Below are 15,240 nucleotides of genomic sequence, written 5' to 3'. Positions count from 1 at the left end.
GGCAGCAACCCTGGCCGCGACGATCGACACCTGGTGGCCCGCGATCCAGATCGCCCTGACCGAGGGCGTCAGCAACGCCCGTACCGAGGGCTACAACCGGATCATCAAACAAACCAAACGCGTGGCCTGCGGGTTCCGGAACATGACCAACTACCGAAGGCGCATCATGATCCACATCGCCGTCACCCGACAGCGACCGACCGCAGCATGAACGACCCACCCCGCGGAAAGTCGAAGAGCCCACAAAGTGGCTGGCTTTGTCGGCCGAGTCGACGAACAGCACCCCGCCGCGGAACATCGAGTTGTTCCCGACGACGCCCACCACCTCGCCGTTCAGCCGGCCGAAGCCGACGGTCAGCTCCTTGGCCCAGTTCGGGTGGATCTCGAAGTAGGAGTCGGCGTCGAGCAGCGCCTTGGCGAACCGGCGCATGTCGAAGGCCTGCCGTTCCGAGTCCGGCACCAGCGCCGCCAGGTCGCCCTTGCCCGGTCCGGCCGGCTCGGCGGCCGCCGGGCGCTCTGTCCAGTTCTGCGGCATGTACCGCAGGTACTGCCCCACCAGCTGCAGCGCCTCGGACTCGTTGCGCGCCAACAGGTGTCCCACCCCGGAGACCGAGGTGTGCATCTTGGCGCCACCCATCTCCTCCAGGGTGGTCTTCTCCCCTGTCACCATCTCCACCATCCGGTCGCTGCCCAGGTACATGGAGGCGTTGCCGTCCACCATGATCACCACGTCGCAGAACGCCGGAATGTAGGCACCGCCGGCGGCGGACGGGCCGAACAGCGCACAGATCTGTGGGATCGAGCCGGAGGCGCGCACCTGGGTGTGGAAGATCTTGCCGGCGCCGCGGCGGCCGGGGAACAGGTCGACCTGGTCGGTGATGCGGGCCCCCGCCGAGTCCACCAGGTAGATCATCGGCACGCCGGTGGCGTAGGCCCGCTCGATGATCCTGATGATCTTCTCGACGGTCCGTGCACCCCACGAGCCGGCCTTCACCGTTGAGTCGTTCGCCATCAGGCAGACCTGGCGGCCGTCGATGGTCGCCGAGCCGGTCACCACACCGTCGGCGGGCAGGCCGGGGTCGGCGGCGTTGGCGAACATGCCGTCCTCGACGAAGCTGCCGGCGTCGACCAGCGCGGCGATCCGATCGCGGGCAAACATCTTGCCCTTGGCGGAGTTTGCCTCGTGGTACTTCTGCGCGCCGCCGCCGCTGATCCGGTCGGTGGCCGCGGCGATCAGCACGGTGTGATTGGGAAGCACGGTGTGATCAGCAAGCACAGCGTGGTCGGCAGCGCCGGGGGCATCGACCGCGTTGGCCGCAGCGTCATTGCTCATGACGTCCAGCCTAAGTTATCCGCCGTTAACGTCCGTCCGTTGCGCCGGGCAGCAGGTCGACTCAACGGGAAGCTGAATCTCAGCCGCTCAGCGAGCCCGCCCACCAGCTCTTGCCGGCCTTCGGCGCCGGCGGCGGGTCAACGTCCAGCAGGCTCTGCACGGTCGCGGTCGAGTACGGCCGCATCGATTGGTACACGCCCTCTGGCCCGGATTGCAGCACGACGCCGACGTAGCGGTCGGTCAGCCCCATGGTGTGGATGTTCGGCCGGCCCGTCAGCTCGCCCAGCCCGTCGGAGACACCCCAGCCCTCCTTGTTCGCGGTGCCGGCAATCGCGTTGAAGCCGAAGTTCTGATCGAAGCCGTCGCCGCCGGTGTCGGCCGAGTCCTGCATGGCGGAGATCAGCCACGGACCCACCAACGGGTCGTGCGAGGCCTGGTACAAGAAGCTGGCCATGCCGCACGCCGAGATCTGGGTCTTGCCCCACATGCCTGGGTCGGGTTCGTAGTTGCGCAGGGTGGTCAGGCGGTACCGCTCGGCGATCGTCGGGACCGCCGCATCGGTCCAGTAACCACTGGCCAGGTCGTCGTCGGAGACCTCGATCATCCGGTGCAGCCGCTGGTTCAGGTCGTCGGGCAGCTTGCCCTTGTAGGTGACCAGGTAGTACGCCGCGAGCACCGCCTTCACCAGCGACTCGGACGAGACCTCGTCCCTGGCGTTATCGGTCTGGGCGATCACCTTGCCGTTGCTGCGGTCCATGACGCAGGCGAAGGTGATGATCCCGCTCTCGTCGCTGGCCTTGGCCGCGGCTGCGGTCAGGGCGTCCTGCAGCGGTTGATACAGCGCAACGTCGCCGACGGCCTGCTGCCTCGGCACGGTCGCCGACGACGCCGGCGGGACCGCGACCAGCAGTGCAGCCGCGGCAACCAGCGTGCCCGTCAGGCCGCCGAACCGGAGTCGCTTGCGCACGCGCCCATCCACCCTCTGTGTCGCGCAGCTGCCCGACAGGCTGCACTGTTGCTCAGAATCCGGCCGACCCATCCGGCCCCGGCTATTTTGCCAGAGCCGGATGGGTTGCGAGGTCCGCTCGCGTCCGCTGTCTCGTTACCGCGGTTCTCGTCACCGCTGTCTCGTCACCGCGGTTACTGCCACCAGATCCAGTGCGGCTGCGGCCCCGGCGAATACCAGATGATCCCGTCGCCCCCAGAAGCCGAAAACTTCCCGACCGTCGGCTGGTCGGTGCCATCCAGCTCGATGCCGGACGTGCTGAGCGCGCGGCCGCTGCTCCACCGGCTCAGCAGGTCGGGGCTGGTTCCCGGCGCGAACCAGTAAACGGCGTCCCGCCCGACGTTGGGCAGGTCGGCGACCACGGGCTGGTAGCTCCCACCCATCGCGAACGACGGTTGGCTGAAGTTGGCGTTCGGGCCGCCGAACCAGACGTAGTCGGGGGTGCCGCCGGGTGCGTACCACAGAATGTCGGTGGCCCGGTCACCATCGAAGTTGCCGACCTGAACCTGATAGTTGCTGTTGACCACGTAACTCTTGATGGTGCGCGAACCGCTGATGGAGTGGAACCAGATGTAGTCGGTGGCGGTGCCCGGTGCATAGAACAAGATGTCCTCACGCCCGTTGCCGTCGAAATCTCCAACTCGCACAATGTAGTTTGTGCCGATGCTTTCGCGTTTGGTTGCGAAGCTGCTTCCGGTCCAGGTCCATACCGCATCGGGGGCCGTTCCGGGTGCATACAGCAGCAGCTGCGCCAACCGGCCGCCTTGCCCGCGGAACGGGATCACCTGGGTCTTTGGCGGAATCTTGTATTCCTTGGACGAGAAGGTGCCATTCCCGTTCGACCGCCACACCGACAGCACACCCTTGCTCTGCTGGTTGAACAACAGGTCATCGCGTCCGTCGCCGTCGATGTCGGCAACGGTCACCGCGTAAGTGTCGTTGATGGCGGGCAGCCGGACGCTGGTGAACTGACCCGAGCCCTTGCCCAGCCACAGGTAGTCGGCGCCGGTGCCGGGCGCATAGAACAACGCATCACCCTTGCCGTCACCGTTGGCGTCCAGCGCGCTCACCCGGTAGCTGGCCGACGCGGTGAACGGCGTGTTCTGCACGCCGGCCGGCGGGTTGTTGGGATCGCAGGCACCGCGGAACGTGGTGCGGTCGCACAGCCCTGCGCCGGCGGTCCAGTTGACGCCGGAACCGGGCTGATTGGTTTTGGGCCTTGCGTTCTTGCCGAGCTGACGGACACCGGTGATGTCGCTGCTGTACCCGGTGTCCTGACGCAACCAGTAGCGGCGCTCGGTCGAGCCCTGCTTGATCACGTAGAACGGTGAGGCGATCGGGGTGATCGGGCTGGTGTCACGATTGGCCACGCCGCCGTCCAGCGGCCTCGCCGTCGCCCACCAGGTCGCGCCCTGCGCCTGCGACGGGTCGATGTACCAACACGGCAGCACGGTCGAGCTGCCCGCCAGCGTGCAGCTGCGTTGCTGAGCACCGCCGGCGGCACCCATCGACACCTGGGTCACGTTGCTGAAGCCGGTCTGCATCAAACCCTGATAGATCGACTCGCAATAGGCAGCATTCGGTTGCGGCGCACCAGGGTCGTTGCAGGATAGGCTCCAGTCGGCCCACGCCGAGTAGCGTTTTCCCGCCTCTGTCGACTGGCTGGAATTGCAGTACCTGGTCGCCATTAATTGCGCGACAATAGGCGCAAGGAAGTTCGTGTCCATCCGTTCGGCGGCGGTGTACGGCGCACCGACCCCGGCGGAGTCGTACTGCCAGATACCGATACCCGGATGCCAGAAGGCGCGCTTGAAGATCGTGTTCGGGTCGCGGAAGGCATACAGGCCGTAGTTGGCGTTGATATTGGTGTTCTCCGCCTTGATGCCGCTCCACTCGTCGTAACGGGACAGCGTCATCGGGGCCGGCGCGCCGCTGGGCGAGGTGGCGCCGGACGACTCCAGGAAGATCGTGGTGAGCACCATTGCCTGCAGTTCGGTGGCGGTCAGGCCGGTGCACCTGTTACGGGACGCCGCGGCGTTCTGGATCGCCGCCCACGGCCCGCTGCCGAAGTACCGGCGGGTGACGTCCGCACTGACCGCCGCCTGCGGCACCGCGGGCGCGGCGAGCACCTGCGCCGTGTTCTCGCCCACCGGCTTGCCGTCCCTGGCACCTTCCGGCGGTTGGTCGTTCGGGTCCGGTGCGCCCGGAATGGTCTCGGTGGGCGCCGGCTGCACGACGGTGGCGGGAACCGCCGGCTGTGCCGGCTCGGCTGCCCCGGACTGCTGCAAATCGGAATGCTGCGCCGCCGACTGCTGCGCTGCCGACTTTGGCGCTGGGGACGTCGGCTCGCCCGCCCGGGTGGACGCCGAAGGTGTTGCGCCGCTTGACGTTGCGCCGCTTGACGTCGCGCTGCTTGACGCCGGACTGCCGGAGCTATCGGCGGTGGCGGCGCTGGTCGACGCCGCGGTATCAGCGGGCGGCGCCGGGGCAGCGGCCGCAGGTGAGCCCGGCGCCAGGCCGCCGGCGGCGAGCAACACCACCACGGCGGCGGTTCCGGCCCGCGCGATGGATCGGATGGATGTGCGGTGGGACACGATGAACTCCCAATTTGTCGGGGCTACGAGGCCGTCCCCCCGACAGGGCAAGGCGCACCAGTCACAGCGGCAACGCCTGTCCCACCGACCGCTTCTGAGTATCACGCACTGCCGAATGCATGTCTAGCCATCTTTCATACTCAGCGTAGTCGATGCGTAATCTGTTTCGGCCGGACTCCATGTCCAATCGGGCAATACCGGCTATCGCGACATTCCGGCCCCTGAGCGGGAGTCGGTTCCGGGTCAACACCCGGCGGAAACGCTTGCGGCGTCAGAACTTGGCGTCGGCGTCCTGCTCGCTCACCACGGTGGTCCCCGGCGGCAGCCCGGCGGACGGTGCCGCGGTGTTCTCCTGCCGCTGGTTCTCGTCCTCGAACTTGCGCTTGGCCCGGCCGAGACCCGGCAGCACCGACAGCATCTCGTTGAGCTCCTGCGACATCAGCAGCAGATTGCTGATGTCCGGCGAGACGCTGTCCATGGTGCGCAGAATCGGCAGCACATCCTCGTGCATGCTGCGGGTGATCTCCGGCAGCAGGTCGACTATCTGCACCAGCGCCTGAACCTCGTCGGGGCTGGTGGTGTCGGCGAGCGTGCTCAAGATCGGTTCCAGCTTGTCCAGCGTCGGCTGCAGGTTTGCCATGGTCGGCTCCAGCGAGCCCACCAGCCGGCCGGCCCGGTCCGCGGTGTGCTGCGCGGTGTCGACCACCTTGTTGATGCGGTCCATCAGCGCATCGGTGCGGTTCAGCAGCTGGTCGGCACGGCTGATCAACTCGGCGGCCGACCCCAGCAGGTCAACCGCCTTGGGCAGCAGACCGACGGCCTGCTCCAGCGTGTCGACGCCTTGCCCGGCCGCGCGCAACGCGCCGCCGACCAGTTCGCCCGGCCCGGGAATCCTCATCGTTACTGCCCTTTCGCCGGTTCGCTCCGGTCGGCGCCGGCGGATCCGGCCAATGCCCGCACCACCGCCGACGGCGACGGGCGGCCGAGGTGGTCGGCCATCCAGCTGCTGGTCTGCACCAGCCTCGAGAGGTCGATGCCGTGTTCGATGCCGAGACCGTCCAGCATCCACACCAAGTCTTCGGTGGCGAGGTTGCCGGTGGCCGATCCGGCGAACGGACAACCGCCAAGGCCACCGGCGGACGCGTCAACGATGCGCACCCCGGATCGCATGGCGCTCAACGTGTTCGCCAGCGCCTGGCCGTAGGTGTCGTGGAAGTGCACGGCCAGGCGTTCCGGGCCGAATCCGTTGCGCCCGAACAGTTCCAGCAGCGCGGTGACCTGCGCAGCGGTGGCCACCCCGATGGTGTCGCCGAGCGACAACTCGTCGACGCCGAGGTCGAACAGCCTGCGGCCGGCCGCCACCACCTGGTCGGGTGGGACGGCGCCCTCCCACGGGTCGCCGTAACACATGGACAGGTAGCCACGCACCCGCAGCCCTTCGGCCCTGGCCCGCCGCACCACCGGTGCGAACATCTCGAACTGGCCGTCAAGAGTGCTGGCCAGGTTGCGCCGGGCGAAGGTATCGGTGGCCGAGGCGAACACCGCGATCTCGTTGGCTCCGGCGGACATCGCCCCGTCCAGCCCGCGCTCGTTGGGCACCAGCACCGGGTATCGAACACCGGGACGCTGCCGGATCGCCGGGAACACCTCGGCGGCGTCGGCGAGCTGCGGCACCCACCGTGGGTTGACGAAGCTGGTGGCCTCCACCACCCGCAGACCGGCCGCCCCCAACCGGTCGATGAACTCCAGCTTGACGTCCGGAGCGATGGTGGTCGCCTCGTTCTGCAGTCCGTCGCGCGGGCCGACCTCGACAATCTGAACCGACGTCGGCAACGCCGGGTCGCGGACCACCATCGGCAGGCCGGACGGTCGGCTCATCAGCGGCGTCCGCGCCGATCGTTCGGCAGTTGCTGGGTCGGCGCCTCGCCGAACCCGTCGGCCACCTCGGTGGAGTAGCCGGTGTCGGCCGGCGCGCCCCGCCGGGCCTGCGGTTCGTAGTCCTCGCCGTCGTGCGCGCCGGGGCGGCGCCGGTCGTCGGAGATCAGCTGGTTCAAGGTGGCCTGCACCTTCGAGATCGACGCGACGTTCTGGAACTCCAGCGGCTGATCGGCAGCGGACTCGACAATCAGGGTGCCGTAACCCAGCAGCCGGCCGAGGAAGCTCACCTCGGTCTCCATGTTCTGGATGCGGGCCAGCGGGATCTGATGCTCACGGCGCCGCACGATCCCGGTCCGGAAGAACACGTGCCCTGTCGAGATGACGAAATGCTCGGTGGCCCACCGCAGGAACGGCACCAGCGCAAAGAAGATCAGCAGCAGCACGGCCACCACGATGGTGCCGATGATCCACGGCAGATGGCTGGTGAAGCCGGCATCGTTCCAGTGGGTGATCCAGGCAATCATCGCGCTGGCGCCGCCGATCACCACCACGAACACCAGAACCGGCAGCACCAGCACCTTCCAGCTCGGATGCTTGTGCAGCACGACCTGCTCGCCACGGGACAACAGATTGTCGGGATACGGCATGGTTCACCTCACCGGTCAGGTCCGGCCCCGGCCGAACAGCCGGGCACCCATGCTGACGCTACCCAAAGTCGTCCCGGCGCGGCGAACGGGTGAGCGGCGCGGCCACCCCGGCAGCTCAGCCGGTGCGCGGACCGAAGACGGCCGAGCCGAGCCGCACGATGGTCGCTCCTTCGGCGATCGCCGCCCGGTAGTCGGCGCTCATCCCCATGCTGAGCTCGCCGCCTGGCACCAGGGAGTCGCGCAGCTCGCGCAGCCGGGCATAACCGCGGCGCACCGCGGCCTCGTCGCCGCTGTTCAGCCCGATGGTCATCAGCCCGGTCAACCGCAACCGCGGCAGTCCCGCCACCGCCGCGGCCAGCGCGGACGCCTGCTCCGGCGCGACGCCGGACTTGCTCGGCTCACCGGATACGTTGACCTGGATCATCACGTCGAGCACCGCCCCGTCGCCCCTGGCCGGCTCGACCCGCTGGTCGATGGCGGCGGCCAATTCGACGCTGTCCACCGTCTCGACGCAGTCCACCGCGGATTCGGCCGCCAGTGCGGTGTTGATCTTGTTCTTCTGCAGCGGCCCGATCAGGTGTTTCTCGTGCAGCACACCCTGCAGCTGGGGCGCTTTCCCGGTGATCTCCTGCACCCGGTTCTCGCCGATCAGCGCCGCCCCGACGCGCAGTGCTGAGGCGATCCGATCGGCGTCCACCAGCTTGGTGGCCAGCAGCAGCCGCACCTGGTCGGCCCGCCCGGCCTCGGCGGCGGCCTGCTGAATGCCCTGCACGGCGGCGAACAGCCGCTCCAGCAGTTCCGCTTCCCGCGGGTCCTGCTGGTCCTGCTGGGCTGGGTCTGTGGCTGCTTGCCGGCTGTCGACGCCGGCTGCCTTGTCACCTGCGGCCGTCATGCCCACCATGGTGTCACTGCGGCTGGCGTTCCGCCCGGGACGGAGCCGGGCGCAGGTGCTGGACGTCGGCGGCGGCATAGCTGGCCACGGTAGGGACGGCACCGGCCGCGGCGTCGCTGCGCACGGTCAGCGAGCCGTCTTCGGTGACGTCGAGCGCGGTACCGACCAGCTTCCGCCCGTCCGGCAGGTGCAGCACGACGCGCTGGCCGATGGTGCTGCAGCGCTGCCGGTACTGCTCGAGCAGACCACTGGCAGCGACGTCGCCGGCCGCCGATTCCCATTGCCGCAGGAGCGGATCCAGCTCGCGCAGCACCGCACCGGCCAGCTCGGACCGGTCAACCCGCACGCCTTCCAGGCTCAGCGACGTGGCATCCGCGCGCGGCAATTCCGACTCGGTGAGCGACACGTTGAGCCCACAACCGACCACAACAGCCGGCCCCGCCAACTCGGCCAGGATCCCGGCGCACTTGCGACCATCGACCAGAATGTCGTTGGGCCACTTGAGGTTTGCGGCGACGCCGTAGGCGTCCATGGCCCGCAGGTGGGCCAGGCCCAGCAGCGCCCCCACCCAACCGCGCCTGGCCACCGGCACTCGGTCGGGGCGCAGCAACACCGACATCATCAGTGCGCTGCCGGCCGGCGCCTGCCAGCTGCGGCCCAGCCGGCCGCGGCCGGCCAGCTGCTCCTCGGTGATGAGCACCGTGCGATCGGGGGCGCCGGTCGGCCCGGTCGCCGCCCTGGCGAGGTCGGAATTAGTGGAGCCGGTGCTGGCCACGTGCCGGATGGTCCAGCGCTGTGGGTCCGGCAGGGCGGCCCGCACCGTGGCCGGGTCGATCGGGGCACGGGCCGATGGCTGGGACGAGGCTGTCATCGCGTCAAGGGTAAGGGCGCCGCTGCCCTACACTTCGCACATGGGGATGACGGGGCAACCGCGGGGCGTTCGCGCAGTTCACGGCGCGCGCAGAAATATCCGGATCGGATACACCGCAAGGCTCGTCCTGGCCATCGCGGTGGCCTCGTTGACGGCCGGTTGCACGGTCGCCGTCGGCGGGCAGGCAGCACCCGGCACCGACGGCAACCCGAAGCCCGCCCATGTCCGCGACTCCGGCGTCATCGGGAGCGGCAGCGCCGGCACGGCGACCAGCACCGCTCGCGGCACCGGCCAGGCGCCGCCGACGCCGGCACCGACCACCGCGGCGGACCCGAGCCGGGCATTGCCGCAGTCGCCGGCGCTGGCCGGGTTGTTGATGTCGGTGCCGGCCGGCGCCGAGCCCGCCGAGCCCTGGTTCGCCAGCCCGCACTCCCCCACGGTCGCCGAGTACGGAGCGATGTTCGGTGATTCGACTGATGACCGGACGGAGCAGCAGGCGCTGCTGGACCGGCGGGTGGAGGGGCTGGCATGGCTCGGTTGGGACGCCCCGGACACCACTACCAGCGATCTGCTGCTGGTGCGGTTCCCGAACCCCGCGCTGGCCGCCGGCTGGGCGAGGTCGGTGAGCAGCGACCTGAGCCAACCCCCGGGGATGCAGGTCGCGCTGCCGGGACTGCCGGACACGCAGGCCGTGTTGACCCGCGTACCGACGGCGAGCGGCGCCGCCCAACTCGAGGTGTTGACCAGCTGCGATGCCTTCGCTGTTCGCGCCCTCTTCTCGTTTCCGCTGGCAGCGGAGATCGAGCTGGCGACGGGGTGGCTCCGCGCCCAGCTGTCCAGGCTGAGCGGCTGTTCCAGCGAAAAGTCCACCGCCGAAAAGTCAACGCCCGACCAACCCGCGCAGGCGGCCCCGCAGCCGCCGACCCAGCGCACCGGCGGGCCGGGCGGCAAGCAACCGCTACCAAGCTCGGCAGCGCTGCGCCCGCTGCTCGCGGTGCCGACCGGCCGGGGATGGAAGCCCATCAGTGTCTCCGGTACCGAGGGTGCCGCGGGGTACTTCGCGACCCCGGCCGACGGCACCCCGGCCGAGCTGGTGGCGTTCACCGGCTACCCGGCCGACGGCGGCGACGATTGGTTGCTGCGGCGCTTGCAAGCGTTGCAGCCCAACGGAATCGTTGCCACCGCCGTCACCCGCGCCAGCGCCGGCAGCACCGCGGAGTGCGTCACCGCGCTGGCCGGTTTCGACTCCGAGGACGGGGCGGCGGTGTGGTACGCGCTCCGCGAGGGCACGTTGTTCGACGACTTGGGGGACGAGACGGTGGCGGTGCCGCCCGGGCTCGCGGCGGGCGGATCCACCGTGGTGTACGACGCCGCCGCCACCGACGAGTTCGACGGCGAGACGGCGGCGCTGGGGCAGCGTGGCCGCTTCGTCGCCGAGATCAGCTGTGTCGGCGACGACGAGGCCCGCAGGGCCGCCGCCGTCGACGTCGCGGGCACCCAGCTGCCGAAGCTGCGCTGACAGGCCGCCCGGCAGCACCGCCGCGAACGGATACTCTCGCGAGGTGACATCGGCTTCCGAACCGGCCCAGCAACCCGGGGCACCTCACTCCACGGCGGAGAAGCTCGCCGATCTGACCGATCGCTACGACAAGGCGGTGCACGCCGGGTCGGCCGCGGCGGTGCAGAAGCAGCACGCCCGCGGCAAGAAGACGGCGCGGGAACGGTTGGAGTTGCTGCTCGACCCCGGCAGCTTCACCGAGTTCGATGCCTTCTCCCGGCACCGGTCGAGCAACTTCGGGTTGGACGCCAACCGCCCGTACGGCGACGGCGTGGTGACCGGGTTCGGCACCGTCGACGGTCGCGAGGTGTGCGTGTTCTCGCAGGACGTCACCGTGTTCGGCGGCAGCCTCGGCGAGGTGTACGGCGAGAAGATCGTGAAGGTGCTCGATTTCGCCGCCAAGACCGGGCGGCCCATCGTCGGGATCAACGAGGGTGGCGGCGCCCGAATCCAGGAAGGCGTTGTCTCCCTGGGGTTGTACGCCGAGATCTTCCGGCGCAACGTGCAGCTGTCCGGGGTGGTGCCACAGATCTCGCTGATCATGGGTGCCGCCGCCGGCGGGCACGTGTACTCCCCCGCGCTCACCGATTTCGTGGTGATGGTCGAGGGCACCAGCCAGATGTTCATCACCGGCCCCGACGTGGTCCGGTCGGTGACCGGCGAGAACGTCACCCTTGAGGAGCTGGGGGGCGCGCGCACCCACAACACTCGCTCCGGCAACGCGCACTACCTGGCCGCCGACGAGGACGACGCCATCTCGTATGTGCGTGAACTGCTGAGCTACCTGCCGCCGAACAACCTGACCCCGGCGCCCATCGACCCTGACCTTGCGCCCGCCCATGCCGAATCCGCGGGCGCCGGCAGCGCCGAGATCACCGACGCCGACCGGAGTTTGGACACCCTGATCCCGGATTCGCCGAACCAGCCGTACGACATCACGGTGGCGATCAGGGCGGTGCTCGACGAGGGCGAGTTCCTGCAGGTGCAGGAGCTGTTCGCGCCGAACATCGTGGTCGGGTTCGGCCGGGTGGACGGCCGCGGAGTCGGTGTGGTGGCCAACCAGCCGCAGCATCTGGCCGGGGTGCTCGACATCGATGCCTCGGAGAAGGCGGCACGGTTTGTCCGCACCTGCGACGCGTTCAACATTCCGGTGCTGACTTTTGTTGATGTGCCCGGCTTTCTGCCCGGCACCGACCAGGAGTGGAACGGCATCATCCGGCGCGGCGCCAAGCTGATCTACGCCTATGCCGAGGCCACCGTTCCGTTGATCACCATCATCACCCGCAAGGCATACGGCGGCGCCTACGACGTGATGGGCTCCAAACATCTCGGCGCCGACATCAACCTGGCATGGCCGACGGCGCAGATCGCGGTGATGGGCGCCGACGGTGCGGTGAACATCTTGTACCGCAAGCAGATCGCCGCCGCTGCTGACGAGCACGGCGCCGACTCCGAGCAGGTGGCCGCGCTGCGCAAGCAGCTGCAGACCGATTACGAGGACGCTCTCACCAACCCGTACATCGCCGCGGACCGCGGTTATGTCGACGCGGTGATCGCGCCGCACGCCACCCGCGCCGAGGTCGCCAAGGCCCTGCGGGTGCTCGCCGACAAGCGAGAGTCGTTGCCGCCCAAGAAGCACGGAAACATTCCCCTGTGAGGCGACACAGCGGCGAAGCCCGCAGCGAGCTGGAACCCGAGGAGGAGGCCGCCGCGGTACTGGCGGCGCTGGCGGCGCTGGCTGCACAGTCTGCGCACGCCGGCCGGACGGGCGTCGCTAGATCGGACCGGCAGACCCGTCGTTCCCGTTGGGGCGCACCGGTTGTCGGCGTCGGCGTAGTCGCCCCATCGGTGGACGGCTGGTGGGCGTCCGGGCTGCCGCGGGGGTCGGGCCGGTGAGTGAGCTGGCAGCGCCGGTGTCCCGGTCCGGTCTGGTGACGGTGCTGGCGTCGCGCTCGCCGGCCCGGCTGCAGGTTTTGCGTGCCGCCGGCATCGACCCTGCGGTGGTGGTCTCCGATGTCGACGAGCAGGCGGTGCTGGACGAGCACGCCGGTAACCCGCCGAACGATCTGGTGGCCCGGCTGGCCTTGGCCAAGGCTGAGGCGGTGGCGGCCAGACTGCCGTGGCCGGTCCGCCGCGGTGTGGTGATCGGCTGCGACTCCATGCTGCTGCACGACGGCCGGCTCACCGGAAAGCCGGGTACCACCGAGCGAGCCCGGCAGCAGTGGGCCGAGTTGTCCGGCAGCACCGCAGAGCTGCTCACCGGACATGCCGTGCTGCGCATCGACGACGGCGAGGTGACCGCCAGGTCGGCCGGCACCGAAGTCACCCAGATCCGTTTCGGCACACCGACTCCCGCCGAGATCGACGCCTATCTGGCCACCGGCGAACCGCTGCAGGTGGCCGGTTCGCTGACCATCGACGGGTTCGGCGGCTGGTTCGTCACCGGGGTGAACGGTGACCCGTCGTCGGTGATCGGCATCTCGCTGCCGCTGACCCGCACCCTGTTGTCCGACGTCGACATCGAGGTCACCGACCTGTGGCGACCGATGGGCGGCAACAGCAACAATCTGGAAGGGACGGTTCGTTGAAAGCCGAGCAGCAGTCCGGGAATCAGCCGGCGACCCCATCGACGGGCACCCGCCCGATCAGCTCGGTGCTGGTCGCCAACCGGGGCGAGATCGCCGTCCGGGTGATCAGGGCGTGCCGTGATGCCGGGCTGGAATCGGTTGCGGTGTATGCCGATCAGGATCTGGACGCGCTGCACGTCAGGTTGGCCGACGCCGCCTACGCGTTGGACGGCAGCACCGCGGCAGACACCTACCTGTCCATCGAGAAGTTGCTGGAGGTGGCCGGCAGGTCCGGCGCCGACGCAGTGCACCCCGGCTACGGTTTCCTGTCCGAGAACGCGGATTTCGCCGAGGCGGTGATCGACGCCGGGCTGACCTGGATCGGCCCGCCACCGCAGGCGATCCGCGACCTCGGCGACAAGGTGACGGCCCGGCACATTGCGTTGCGGGCCGGCGCCCCACTCACCCCCGGCACGCCCGACCCGGTGTCCGGCGCCGACGAGGTGGTGGGGTTCGCCCGCGAGTACGGCCTGCCGGTGGCGATCAAGGCTGCCTTCGGCGGCGGCGGCCGCGGCCTTAAGGTGGCCCGTACCGAGGCGGAGATCCCTGAGTTGTACGAGTCGGCGGTGCGCGAGGCGGTCGCGGCGTTCGGCCGCGGCGAGTGTTTCGTTGAGCGCTATCTGGAATCGCCACGGCACGTCGAGGCCCAGGTGCTGGCCGACCAGCACGGCACCGTTGTGGTGGTCGGCACCCGCGACTGCAGTCTGCAGCGGCGATACCAGAAGCTGGTGGAGGAGGCGCCTGCTCCTTTCCTCTCGGACCAGCAGCGCACGCAGATTCACCAAGCGGCCAAAGACATCTGCCGCGAGGCCGGCTATTACGGCGCCGGCACGGTGGAGTTCATCGTCGGCCGCGACGGCCTCGTCTCGTTCCTGGAGGTGAACACCCGGCTGCAGGTGGAGCACCCGGTCAGCGAAGAGACCACCGGCCTCGATCTGGTGCGCGAGCAGTTCCGCATCGCGGCGGGCGAACCGCTGGGCTACACCGACGATCCGCAGCCGCGCGGGCACAGCTTCGAGTTCCGCATCAACGGTGAGGACCCCGGTCGGGGTTTCCTGCCGGCTCCCGGAACGGTGACCCGATTCGATCCGCCGGCCGGTCCCGGCGTGCGGCTGGATTCCGGTGTGGTGGCCGGCGCCGAGGTGTCCGGCGCGTTCGACTCGTTGCTGGCCAAGCTGATCGTCACCGGCGCTGATCGGGAGCAGGCGCTGGAGCGCTCGCGCCGCGCACTTGACGAGTTCCAGATCGACGGCATGGCAACGGCTCTGCCGTTCCACCGGGCCGTGGTCAGGGATCCGGCGTTCACCGCGACCAACCCGGACGGCTCGGCCGGCGAGTTCGCGGTGCACACCCGGTGGATCGAGACCGAATTCACCGGCGAGCTCGAGCCGTTCCGGGCCGACCCCGCCGCGGACGAGCCGGCCGATCGGCAGTCGGCCGGAACCGATGGCAGGCAACGGATTGTCGCCGAGGTGAACGGCAAGCGGGTCGAGGTGCGGTTGCCGGCCGGGCTGGCCGTCGCGGGCGGCGGCCGGTCAGCAGGCCGAACGCGCGGGCGCCGGACCGAGCGCCGCTCGGCCGCGGCAGCCGCTGGCGGCAGCGGCACGGTGACGGCTCCGATGCAGGGCACCGTCGTCAAGGTGGCCGTGGAGCCGGGAGCTGCCGTCGAGGCCGGGGAACTGCTCGCGGTGATCGAGGCGATGAAGATGGAGAACCCCGTCACCGCAGGCGTTTCCGGGACGGTCACCAGCGTCGATGTCACCGTCGGCGCATCGGTCGGCAGCGGCGACGTGATCGCCCGGATCGAGCCAGCAGCAGAATCGGTCAGCTGAAT

General features: G+C 69.4%; 13 protein-coding genes and 1 pseudogene. 6 read left to right on the top strand and 8 right to left on the bottom strand.

All coding sequences use genetic code 11. The annotated features are described in order from the left end of the window. A partial coding sequence (locus HKD39_RS20475) for a transposase (RefSeq protein WP_171199746.1) occupies positions 1–211 on the top strand: 211 nt, incomplete at its 5' end. A 30-nt stretch (positions 212–241) separates the two neighbouring features. Here HKD39_RS20475 and HKD39_RS10005 read toward each other — a convergent pair. The 8 genes and pseudogenes from HKD39_RS10005 to HKD39_RS09970 all read right to left on the bottom strand — a co-directional run. Continuing rightward, positions 242–1,333, bottom strand: a pseudogene (locus HKD39_RS10005) (acyl-CoA carboxylase subunit beta); the annotation flags it as partial. A 79-nt stretch (positions 1,334–1,412) separates the two neighbouring features. Continuing rightward, positions 1,413–2,300: a hypothetical protein gene (locus HKD39_RS10000; protein ID WP_171199701.1), complete on the bottom strand. Its 888-nt coding sequence runs from the start codon at positions 2,298–2,300 to the stop codon at positions 1,413–1,415. A gap of 173 nt (positions 2,301–2,473) precedes the next feature. Further along, positions 2,474–4,933 carry an FG-GAP-like repeat-containing protein gene (locus HKD39_RS20470; protein ID WP_171199700.1) on the bottom strand — a complete coding sequence of 820 codons (2,460 nt, stop codon included), beginning with the start codon at positions 4,931–4,933 and terminating at the stop codon, positions 2,474–2,476. 271 nt (positions 4,934–5,204) lie between these two features. Then, positions 5,205–5,831, bottom strand: coding sequence for a hypothetical protein (locus HKD39_RS09990; protein ID WP_171199699.1), 627 nt, complete (start codon positions 5,829–5,831; stop codon positions 5,205–5,207). A 2-nt stretch (positions 5,832–5,833) separates the two neighbouring features. Next, a complete protein-coding gene (locus HKD39_RS09985; RefSeq protein WP_425488439.1) occupies positions 5,834–6,814 on the bottom strand; it encodes a hydroxymethylglutaryl-CoA lyase in 981 nt (326 codons plus the stop codon). Beyond that, positions 6,811–7,458, bottom strand: coding sequence for a PH domain-containing protein (locus HKD39_RS09980; protein ID WP_171199697.1), 648 nt, complete (start codon positions 7,456–7,458; stop codon positions 6,811–6,813). The genes HKD39_RS09985 and HKD39_RS09980 overlap by 4 nt, the downstream gene beginning before the upstream one ends. 115 nt (positions 7,459–7,573) lie before the next feature. Next, positions 7,574–8,350 carry a YggS family pyridoxal phosphate-dependent enzyme gene (locus HKD39_RS09975; protein ID WP_171199696.1) on the bottom strand — a complete coding sequence of 259 codons (777 nt, stop codon included), beginning with the start codon at positions 8,348–8,350 and terminating at the stop codon, positions 7,574–7,576. A gap of 13 nt (positions 8,351–8,363) precedes the next feature. Then, complete coding sequence (locus HKD39_RS09970) at positions 8,364–9,221, bottom strand: biotin--[acetyl-CoA-carboxylase] ligase (RefSeq protein ID WP_171199695.1); 858 nt, start codon at positions 9,219–9,221, stop codon at positions 8,364–8,366. A gap of 148 nt (positions 9,222–9,369) precedes the next feature. On the opposite strand from HKD39_RS09970, the gene HKD39_RS09965 reads away from it, so the two are divergent. From HKD39_RS09965 to HKD39_RS09945, 5 genes are read left to right on the top strand one after another with little or no spacing between them, the layout of a single operon-like run. After that, the gene (locus tag HKD39_RS09965) at positions 9,370–10,740 is read left to right on the top strand and encodes a hypothetical protein (protein ID WP_212754369.1); all 1,371 of its coding nucleotides are present in this window, start codon (positions 9,370–9,372) and stop codon (positions 10,738–10,740) included. A 43-nt stretch (positions 10,741–10,783) separates the two neighbouring features. Further along, positions 10,784–12,436: a carboxyl transferase domain-containing protein gene (locus HKD39_RS09960; RefSeq protein ID WP_171199693.1), complete on the top strand. Its 1,653-nt coding sequence runs from the start codon at positions 10,784–10,786 to the stop codon at positions 12,434–12,436. After that, complete coding sequence (locus tag HKD39_RS09955; RefSeq protein WP_171199692.1) at positions 12,433–12,675, top strand: hypothetical protein; 243 nt, start codon at positions 12,433–12,435, stop codon at positions 12,673–12,675. The genes HKD39_RS09960 and HKD39_RS09955 overlap by 4 nt, the downstream gene beginning before the upstream one ends. Continuing rightward, complete coding sequence (locus HKD39_RS09950; RefSeq protein WP_425488435.1) at positions 12,672–13,367, top strand: Maf family protein; 696 nt, start codon at positions 12,672–12,674, stop codon at positions 13,365–13,367. The genes HKD39_RS09955 and HKD39_RS09950 overlap by 4 nt, the downstream gene beginning before the upstream one ends. Then, positions 13,364–15,238 (top strand): acetyl/propionyl/methylcrotonyl-CoA carboxylase subunit alpha, encoded by a 1,875-nt coding sequence (locus HKD39_RS09945; protein ID WP_212754367.1) that lies wholly within the window; start codon positions 13,364–13,366, stop codon positions 15,236–15,238. Before HKD39_RS09950 ends, HKD39_RS09945 begins: the two co-directional genes overlap by 4 nt. Positions 15,239–15,240 lie beyond the last annotated feature (2 nt).

Source organism: Nakamurella aerolata, assembly GCF_013002705.1.
GTDB classification, from domain to species: Bacteria; Actinomycetota; Actinomycetes; order Mycobacteriales; family Nakamurellaceae; genus Nakamurella; species Nakamurella aerolata.
The sequence above is the reverse complement of the archived record's forward strand: the minus strand, read 5'-3'. Positions and strand labels throughout refer to the sequence as shown.

Bases quoted from the DNA above. Each gene is read 5' to 3' on its own strand.
- HKD39_RS09990 (WP_171199699.1), bottom strand. From the start codon at position 5,831: ATGAGGATTCCCGGGCCGGGCGAACTGGTCGGCGGCGCGTTGCGCGCG.
- HKD39_RS09980 (WP_171199697.1), bottom strand. From the start codon at position 7,458: ATGCCGTATCCCGACAATCTGTTGTCCCGTGGCGAGCAGGTCGTGCTG.
- HKD39_RS09975 (WP_171199696.1), bottom strand. From the start codon at position 8,350: ATGACGGCCGCAGGTGACAAGGCAGCCGGCGTCGACAGCCGGCAAGCA.
- HKD39_RS09970 (WP_171199695.1), bottom strand. From the start codon at position 9,221: ATGACAGCCTCGTCCCAGCCATCGGCCCGTGCCCCGATCGACCCGGCC.